Annotated in this window: 9 protein-coding genes and 1 pseudogene; 5 read left to right on the top strand and 5 right to left on the bottom strand. The window is 71.0% G+C overall.

All coding sequences use genetic code 11. The features are described 5' to 3' along the window. The 3 genes from ACIRST_RS33760 to ACIRST_RS33750 all read right to left on the bottom strand — a co-directional run. Positions 1-618 (bottom strand): transglycosylase family protein (locus ACIRST_RS33760; RefSeq protein ID WP_402807189.1); only part of this gene is annotated, 618 nt, incomplete at its 3' end. A 616-nt stretch (positions 619-1,234) separates the two neighbouring features. Beyond that, on the bottom strand, positions 1,235-1,504 hold the full coding sequence (locus ACIRST_RS33755; RefSeq protein WP_350526725.1) for a hypothetical protein: 270 nt from the start codon (positions 1,502-1,504) through the stop codon (positions 1,235-1,237). A gap of 5 nt (positions 1,505-1,509) precedes the next feature. After that, positions 1,510-1,695 (bottom strand): hypothetical protein, encoded by a 186-nt coding sequence (locus ACIRST_RS33750; RefSeq protein ID WP_402807187.1) that lies wholly within the window; start codon positions 1,693-1,695, stop codon positions 1,510-1,512. Positions 1,696-1,929: 234 nt separating this feature from the next. Here ACIRST_RS33750 and ACIRST_RS33745 point away from each other — a divergent pair, with 234 nt between their 5' ends. Further along, positions 1,930-2,916 carry a helix-turn-helix transcriptional regulator gene (locus ACIRST_RS33745; RefSeq protein WP_350526723.1) on the top strand — a complete coding sequence of 329 codons (987 nt, stop codon included), beginning with the start codon at positions 1,930-1,932 and terminating at the stop codon, positions 2,914-2,916. Positions 2,917-2,923: 7 nt separating this feature from the next. Here the strand turns inward: ACIRST_RS33745 and ACIRST_RS33740 are convergent, their stop codons facing one another. Then, positions 2,924-3,154 carry a DUF6545 domain-containing protein gene (locus ACIRST_RS33740; protein WP_402807184.1) on the bottom strand — a complete coding sequence of 77 codons (231 nt, stop codon included), beginning with the start codon at positions 3,152-3,154 and terminating at the stop codon, positions 2,924-2,926. An 807-nt stretch (positions 3,155-3,961) separates the two neighbouring features. Beyond that, positions 3,962-4,897: a LuxR C-terminal-related transcriptional regulator gene (locus ACIRST_RS33735; RefSeq protein ID WP_402807235.1), complete on the bottom strand. Its 936-nt coding sequence runs from the start codon at positions 4,895-4,897 to the stop codon at positions 3,962-3,964. A 293-nt stretch (positions 4,898-5,190) separates the two neighbouring features. Here ACIRST_RS33735 and ACIRST_RS33730 point away from each other — a divergent pair, with 293 nt between their 5' ends. The 4 genes and pseudogenes from ACIRST_RS33730 to ACIRST_RS33715 all read left to right on the top strand — a co-directional run. Next, positions 5,191-5,334, top strand: coding sequence for a hypothetical protein (locus ACIRST_RS33730; protein WP_402807181.1), 144 nt, complete (start codon positions 5,191-5,193; stop codon positions 5,332-5,334). A 5-nt stretch (positions 5,335-5,339) separates the two neighbouring features. Continuing rightward, complete coding sequence (locus ACIRST_RS33725; protein ID WP_350526719.1) at positions 5,340-5,609, top strand: hypothetical protein; 270 nt, start codon at positions 5,340-5,342, stop codon at positions 5,607-5,609. A 140-nt stretch (positions 5,610-5,749) separates the two neighbouring features. Beyond that, positions 5,750-6,661: a hypothetical protein gene (locus tag ACIRST_RS33720; protein WP_402807179.1), complete on the top strand. Its 912-nt coding sequence runs from the start codon at positions 5,750-5,752 to the stop codon at positions 6,659-6,661. A 46-nt stretch (positions 6,662-6,707) separates the two neighbouring features. Next, a pseudogene (locus ACIRST_RS33715) lies at positions 6,708-7,602 on the top strand (hypothetical protein); the annotation flags it as partial.

The raw sequence follows: 7,602 nt of genomic DNA, 5'->3' as shown, positions 1-7,602 counted from the left end.
GATCCCCAGATGCACGGTGTTGCCGGTGGCAGCGGCGGTGACGGCCCTGGCGCCGCCGGCTCCGCCGGGGACGGGAATCCAGCTGGACCAGGTGCCCGTGTTGTAATCGGCGTCGCGGGTGTAGACGCCACCGTCCGCGGCCACGGCGAAGACGTGGTTGACGTTGCCGATGGCCACGGCGCTGATGGACTGGAGGGTGGCGTTGTCCATGCGGGTCCAGGCCGACCAGGTACCGGTCGTGTAGTTGCCGTCGTTGGCGTACTGCGAGCCGTTCGAGCCGATCAGCTGCAGGCGAACGGTGTTTCCGGTCGCCGCGGCCGAGAGCCCACCGCCGGCAATGGTCGATGGCGTCGAGGGGTACGGGTCGGCGTGGTCGGTGCCGAGGCCTGTGCCGGGTGCGCAGCTCCAGGCGCCGGCGCCTTGGTCGGCGAGGATCTTCTCGGCTGTCAGGATCTGCTGCTGCTTGGTGGCGAGGTCGGGGCGGGCGGCGTAGGCGGTGCCGCCGTAGTACCGCCAGTTCTGCATGGTGATCTGCAGGCCGCCGTACAAGCTGTTGCCGGTGTTGATCGACCAGTTGCCGCCGCTTTCGCACTGGGCGACCTTGTCCCAGGTGCTCACGGAGGCCGCGTGAGCGAGGCTGTGGGGAAGAGCCGCAAGGAGGGCTGTTCCGATGGCGAGGGCAGTGGTGGCGCGGGCGGTGCGACGGGACTGTCGGCGGGTGGACATGCCTGGTCGGCTTCCTCTCGTTTGTGTCCGGGCGTGGGCGGCGCCGGCGGCCGGCATTGAGGGTGGAGACGGCGCTTCCATGGGCGGAGCTGATGACAGCGCGGTGGTGGCGGCTGCCGAAGCGGCGGCACCGGCCGGGGCGACGCGGACGGCTCTCGGGTTGCGGGAAGGAGGCATGACAGAGGGTCCTCGTTACGGGTTCGCCGGGTGGAATTGGCATGCCGGGAACCCATGGCGGTCGGGTGGGCGCAGGCCGGACGGCTGACCGGTGGAAGAGCCTGGAGTGTCGGACGCGCAATCAGGTCTGTCGGCGGGTCAGGTGTCACAGGAAGGTGTGGTTGCCGGCGTCGGCATGGCGTGGTTCCGGTCGGGCTGTGTCGGACCGGCGGATCCGACTTCCGGACCGGCTCCCCGGCTCCCCAGCTCCCCGGGTCGGGCTCCGGATCCGGATCCGGCGACTACGATCGTTTCGCGGGCGGCGACAGGGCAGCAGGGCTCGCCGCGAGGATCAGTGGTGGTCCAACGCGAAGCCGTGGTGGGAGAACGACCTGTGGAGCCGCTCCAGTAGGGCTTTCACCCGGTCCTGCGCGGTTCGGCCGGGGTCGGACCGGATGAAGAAGTAGAGGTCCAGGCCGTGTGCAGCGGGACGGACGGTGAGGTGTTCGATACCTTCGGACGGTCTGGCGTGGGCCCAGATCAGGTCTTCGACGAGCGGGCCGGCCGAGTCCGGCGGGGTGGAGGCGGTCATGGTGCCCAGGTGGGCAAGGACGACCAGCATGATGGCTAGTCCCAACCGATGACCTGGGCGGACGTCGTGAGCGAGGCCGTGCCGGCCGCGGTCGCGGCGGAGGCGGTCGGCGCGGCGGCGAGCGGGAGGGCGGCGGCGACGGCGGCGGCGGTCGGCGCGGCGGCGAGCGGGAGGGCGGCGGCGACGGCGGCGGCGGCGATGGTCAAAGCGATGCGGAGCATGGTTGTCCCCTCAGGTGGTCGGGCCGGTACGGCCCGTGTCGTCCCGCGGTCTGGGGAGCTGTGCTCCCGTCTGCCCCGGTGATCACCATCCTGCTGGTCGGGCGGGCCCAGGGGAACAGGTTCGGGGTGTCACCAATGGGACGGGCCGGATGGTGACACCAGCTCACATGTGGCGATTATGATCGTCATCGTGGCGTGTTCGCCGGCGTAGAGCGCGAGTGGGGGAGCCAGGCAGTGCTGGATGTCTTGGGGCTGGACAGGCATACGGAAGGCGTCTACCGGGAGATGCTCGACGGGGCCTGCGGCGGCGTCGCCGAGCTCGCCACACGGGTGGGAGCGGCGCAGTCGCAGGTACGAGAGGCACTCGACCGGCTCGTCGACCTGGGCCTGCTGACCCCGTCGCGGGAGTCCGTCGGGGGCCTGCGCGCCGTCAGTCCGGAAGTAGGGCTGGCGCATCTGCTGCACCGCCAGGAGGAGGAGCTGGCCCGGCGCCAGCACGAACTGGCGGCCGGGAAGGCAGCCGCGGCACGGGCCATCGCCGCGTACTCCTCGCTGCGCCCCGACACCGAGAGGGACGGCAACGAGCGTCTTCTGGGCCTCGACGCGATACAGGCCCGCCTGGAGATCCTCACCCGGGGGCTCAGCTCGGAGTGCCTGTCCATCATCCCGGGCGGAGCCCAGTCCGAGGCGAGCCTGGAGGCGTCGCGCCCGCTGGACGAGCTGGCGCTGAGCCGGGGTGTGCGGATGCGCGCCGTCTACCAGGAGAGCGTCCGCAACGACCCCGCCACGCTCGCCTACGCGCAGTGGACCACCGAACGCGGCGGAGAGGTCCGTACCAGCCCGGTCCTGCCCGCCCGTGTCCTGATCTTCGACCGGACCACGGCCCTCGTCCCGATCGACCCGGACAGCTCCCGGCTGGGCGCCCTGTGCACCACCTCCACCGGGATCGTGGCCACGCTCGTCGCCCTGTTCGAGCAGACCTGGGACTCGGCCGTTCCCCTGGGCGCGAGTCGAGGCCACGCACCCCAGGACGGCATCAGCGAGGGTGAGCGGGAGCTACTGAGGCTGTTGGCCTCCGGCATGACCGACGAAGCCGCCGGCAAGCGCCTGGGCGTCTCCATGCGCACCGTGCGCCGCCAGATGGCGGCGCTGATGGAGCGTCTCCAGGCGACCAGCAGGTTCGAGGCCGGGCTGAAGGCCGCCCACCGAGGCTGGCTGTGACAGGGCCTCACCCGACCGCGGCCGGCGTTCCCCCGGCGCTCGGGTGATGCCGGGGCCGGTCGTCCGCCGGGTTCGCGTCGATGCTCCGGTAGGCGGCGGCGACGGCGAGCGCCCGGGCGACCTCCTCGCGAGGCGTCCGGCCACCGGTGTCGGCGGGGATCTGCGGCGCCACCGGGGCGGGCAGGCCGCCGGTCCGGTTCCTCAGCGCGACACGCAGCCAGCGGGCCTCGACACGCACCGGATCCCCGTCCACGTATCACCGGTGAGGAGTGGGGCCGAGACACGCGCTACTCCTTCGAGTCGTACTCGAATGCCGAGGGCTGGGCTGGCTGAGACGAAGCGCGGAGGTGCGCCCCTCACGCACCTACCTCGGCGGGCAGACCTCACTCCGGACCTGCTGATACCCGCGGACAGCTGACCAGCCGCCCACCTGGTGCGAGCCGTGCCGCGGGTGGGCCGCGCGACACCAACGGGTCAGAATCGGCGGTTGAGCACCAGGGCAAGGAGGGTTCGGGCTTCGGCAGGTGGGGTTGGGGGCGGTGAGCGCCAGCGTGGTGATGCTGAGGAGGTATCCGGTGGCGGAGGTGGCCGGGGCGAGGGCGGCAGGGTCGTAGGCGGTGTTCACGGGCTTCTCCGTTCGGTGGGGCCCGCCCGCATGGGCGGGCGGGGCAGGTCAGTGGGTCAACGGGTGGCGGAGGCGAGTTCCTGGAGCCGGTCGGCGATGGCGTCGGTGGGCAGGCTCAGGGGTGTTCCGGGCTTCGTTGTCCGGCAAGACCTCGTCGCCGTCTGCGACCCGGACAGCTGAACAACCACCAGCCCGCACGTCAGTGAGCAGCCACCGTCCCTGCCGGCCTTCGCCGTGACTGACAGCAATACAACGGCACTGAGGGCCTACGGCCCGAGAACGGCGGCGCGGCCGGCCGGGACGAGCGGGCGCCGGACAGGGCGAAGACCGCGGCGCGGCAGGGCACGGGGACTCGGGCGTTTGAGGTGGTCGCTCACCGAACGATCGGAGCCCGGTTTCGGCCGGCAGGGGTGGGCCGATTCAGAGCCAGCCGCGCCAGGCTGCCTTGAGTCCTGCCTCGAAGCGGCTGGTCGCCTGCAGGCGTTCCATCAGGGTCGCCATCTGTCGTCGGACCGTCCGCATCGACACACCGAGGCGCTTGCTGGCAGCCTCGTCCGTCATCCCGGAGGCCAGCAGTCTCAGCAGTTCCTGTTCCCCCGGGCTGATCCCGTCCTCCGGCGCCTGACCGCGGGTGGTGCCGAGCGGGACGGCCGCTTCCCAGGTCTGCTCGAACAGGGCGATGAGAGCGGCCACGATGCCCGGCGAGGTGGTACAGACCGCGCCCAGGCGGGAGTTGTCCGGGTCGATCGGGACGATGGCTGTGCTCCGGTCGAAGACGAGGAGGCGGGCCGGGAGGACGGAGCTGGTGCGAACCTCGCCGCCACGCTCGGTGGTCCACTGGGCGTACGCGACCGTCGCGGGGTCGTTACGGACGCTGTCCTGATAGATGGCACGCATCCGCACCTGCCGGTTCAAGGCCTGCTCGTCCAGCGGACGGGAGGCCTCCAGACTCGCCTCGGACTGGGCGCCCCCCGGAATGATCGACAGGCATTCCTCCCGGAGGCCCTGGGTGAGGACCTCCAGACGGGCCTGGATGGCGTCCAGACCGACGAGGCGTTCGTTACTGTCCTGTTCGGTGTCGGGGCGCAGGGTCGCGTACTCGGCGAGGGCGCGTGCCGCGGCCGCCTTGCCGACCGCGAGGGCGTGGTGACGCCTGGCGATCTCCTCTTCCTGCCGGCGCAACAGGTTCGCCAGTCCCGCCTCCAGGCTGACGGCGCGGAGCCCGCCGGCGACTTCCCGGGACGGGGTCAGCAGGCCGAGCTCCACCAGCCGGTCAAGCGCCTCCCTCACTTCTGACTCGGTAGTCCCAACCCGTATCGCGAGTTCGGCGACGCCGCCGGAGGTTCCGTCCAGCATCCCCCGGTAGACGGCCTCCGTGCGGGTATCCAGTCCGAACGCCTTGAGCACTGCTCATCCCCCAGCTCCAGCGTCGTCGTCCGCAAGTCCTGCATGTCGATCATAATCGCCATCACTGTCATCGTGTCACCAAGCGGCCCGGCCTATTGGTGACAGCTCGGAACCGTTCCCCGCGAACGGCCCGGGCCCCCAAGATGGTGATCGCCGGGACGACGGGGAGGACAACTCCCCGGCCTTGGCGCCGCCCAGGGCCACACCGTCCCCAACACCGTCCGATTTCTCGGGGGATCACCATGTTCCACACCGCTGCCTCGATCGCGACCACCGGCCTCGCCGCCCTGATGCAGCCCGCCGCCGCGCAGACCGCGTCCGCTGCGACCAGTGCGGGCTCTCGGACCGACACAGCCATTTCCTCGCAGGTCATCGGGTGGGACTGACCCGCATGCGGGTCATCACGGTCCTCCTGACACCATCGAGCGGATCCCCTCCGACGGGGCCGTCGGGCCCTGTCGTCGAGGACGTCATCTGGGCCCACGCCAGGCCCGCCGAGGGCCTTGAGCACCTCACCACCAAGCACGTCGAACAAGGGCTGAAGCTCTACTTCTTCGTCCGGTCCGCCTCCGAGACGGCCGCAGTGACCCAGGTTCAGACACTGCTCGACCGGGTGCGCGGACAGCTCTCCTCGCACGGCTTCGCCATCAACCGTGGCTGACCCCGGCCGCCGCCGATCCCTCACGCCCCATACGGCGCCCGCCGTCCTCGGCTGCCTCACCCTGCCCTGCTAGGCGAATCTATTCGCCACACGGCCCTTCGCCCATCCTTCCTGCCCTTCTCATCCCACGGGGAGACGTCATGCCCGGCCGTACCCACCGTTCGACCTTCACCGCTGCCTCGGCGGTCCTCGCCCTCTGCGCCGCGGCTGTGGTGACCGGCTGCGCGACGGCCGGGACCGACGCACCCGCAGCCGTCGCGTCCGGAGCGAGCACGCCCGGCACCCTGCCACCCCTCACAGCAACGCCGCAGCCCACAGCGGGAGTTGATACGGCCTCCACACCGGTGCTGCCGCCGACGGCCCCCGCCGACGCGACCGGGCCCACCGGATCGCCCACGCCCCTCGCTCCGGCCTCCGCCACGCCGACCACCGGAACGCCGGCCGTCCCGAAGGCGCCGGACACCGCACCGTCAGCACCGGCCGGCACCGCCCTCACCGCAGCCGTCCAGCCGGCCGGACTGGCACAACTGCCCATCGCCCCGAAGTTCGGGTGGAAGCCCGACGGGCCGCTGAGCAGCCAGGACGTGCACAACCGCAGGATCACCCTCAACGAGTGCGCAGGCATCTCCGGCGCCGTCACCTGGCAGCAGCAGGGCTACCTCAGCACGGCCCGGAACCCCGCCGGGCAGCAGCTGTTCTCGTTCCCCACCCCCGAAGCCGCCCACACCGCCTACCAGCACCTCCTCGCCGACATGGATGCCTGCCAGGAATCCTCCCGGCAACTCCAGGCCCGCCAGGCCGCGCCCCAGGACGCGACCGTGATCCGTACCGCCTCGACGGCCAATGGCACGTCCTGGTCCCGGCAGTGGACCGGGGTCGGCGGCATGTCGGCCCCGGAGCAGCAGACCAACCACTTCTACGCCCTCCAGCAGGGCGGTGTCCTGACGCTCTTCCAGTTCGACGAACTGAAGGAGCGTCCCGCCCCGGCCCACGACACCGGCACCGACCCGTCGGTGCTCGCAGCTCTCGCCGCGCTCGGGGCCCAGCACTGATCCGAGCTTCGACGTCCGACCTCACCGAACCGAAGGAAGAGTCCTCATGTCCCTCAGGAAGTCGTCCGCGCGCACGATCGGCGCGATCGTCGCCGCCTGTGCCGCCTCCACGGTGCTGGCCTCGGCGCCCGCACACGCCGACAGCGTCCTGTCCACCTCCATGGCCGCGTCCTCGACGGGCTCGCTGGGCAACAACGCGAATCCGGGCGGCCAGGTCACTCGCAGCCAGGCGCTGGTCCGCGCCCAGGCCTGGGTGGACCAGCGCGTCCCCTACAGCGTCAACGGGCTCACCGCGCCGTACAGCTGGTGGTCCGACTCGCAGACCGGCGGTCGCTACCGCCAGGACTGCTCCGGATTCGTCTCCATGGCCTGGGAACTGAAGGAGAGCCCGACCACCGGCGGACTCCCTTCGTACTCCACGGCCATCAACAGGTCCGACCTTCAGCCGGGAGACATCCTCAACAGCAGCGACCACGTGGTCCTCTTCGCGGGCTGGCGCGACAGGAACGCCGGAACCTTCAACTACTACCAGGAGAGCAGCCGCTCCAGGCCGACCAACTTCAACACGGACGGCGACCTGAACGCTTCCTACCTGTCGTCTCACCCGATGAGCAGCTACACCGCGTACCGCTACAGGAACATCGTCGACGATGCGTCGACGCCTGCTCCGCAGCCGAAGGGGCCGACCGGGCGGCCGAGCACGGTGGTGGATCCGGCCACCGGTCACCTGGTCACGTACGTGCGGGACTCCAACAACCACCTGTGGTCCGTCGACCCCCAGGGCCCGGGATGGGTCGACTTCGGCGCCTACGCCGCCGGCGACCCCACCACCGTCGTCGACCCGACCACCAACCACCTCATCACCTACGTCAACGGACCCGACAACCGCCTCTGGTCCGTCGACCCCAAGGGCCCCGGCTGGATCAAGTTCGACGCCACCC

Origin of the sequence: Kitasatospora sp. NPDC101447, from assembly GCF_044767225.1 — a bacterium.
In the GTDB taxonomy this organism is placed as follows: domain Bacteria; phylum Actinomycetota; class Actinomycetes; order Streptomycetales; family Streptomycetaceae; genus Kitasatospora.
The sequence above is the reverse complement of the archived record's forward strand: the minus strand, read 5'-3'. Positions and strand labels throughout refer to the sequence as shown.

What these genes read in the sequence shown, in the direction of transcription:
- ACIRST_RS33755 (WP_350526725.1), bottom strand. Translation starts at nt 1,504, where the DNA reads ATGCTGGTCGTCCTTGCCCACCTGGGCACCATGACCGCCTCCACCCCG.
- ACIRST_RS33750 (WP_402807187.1), bottom strand. Translation starts at nt 1,695, where the DNA reads ATGCTCCGCATCGCTTTGACCATCGCCGCCGCCGCCGTCGCCGCCGCC.
- ACIRST_RS33735 (WP_402807235.1), bottom strand. Translation starts at nt 4,897, where the DNA reads ATGCTGGACGGAACCTCCGGCGGCGTCGCCGAACTCGCGATACGGGTT.
- ACIRST_RS33730 (WP_402807181.1), top strand. Translation starts at nt 5,191, where the DNA reads ATGTTCCACACCGCTGCCTCGATCGCGACCACCGGCCTCGCCGCCCTG.
- ACIRST_RS33725 (WP_350526719.1), top strand. Translation starts at nt 5,340, where the DNA reads ATGCGGGTCATCACGGTCCTCCTGACACCATCGAGCGGATCCCCTCCG.
- ACIRST_RS33720 (WP_402807179.1), top strand. Translation starts at nt 5,750, where the DNA reads ATGCCCGGCCGTACCCACCGTTCGACCTTCACCGCTGCCTCGGCGGTC.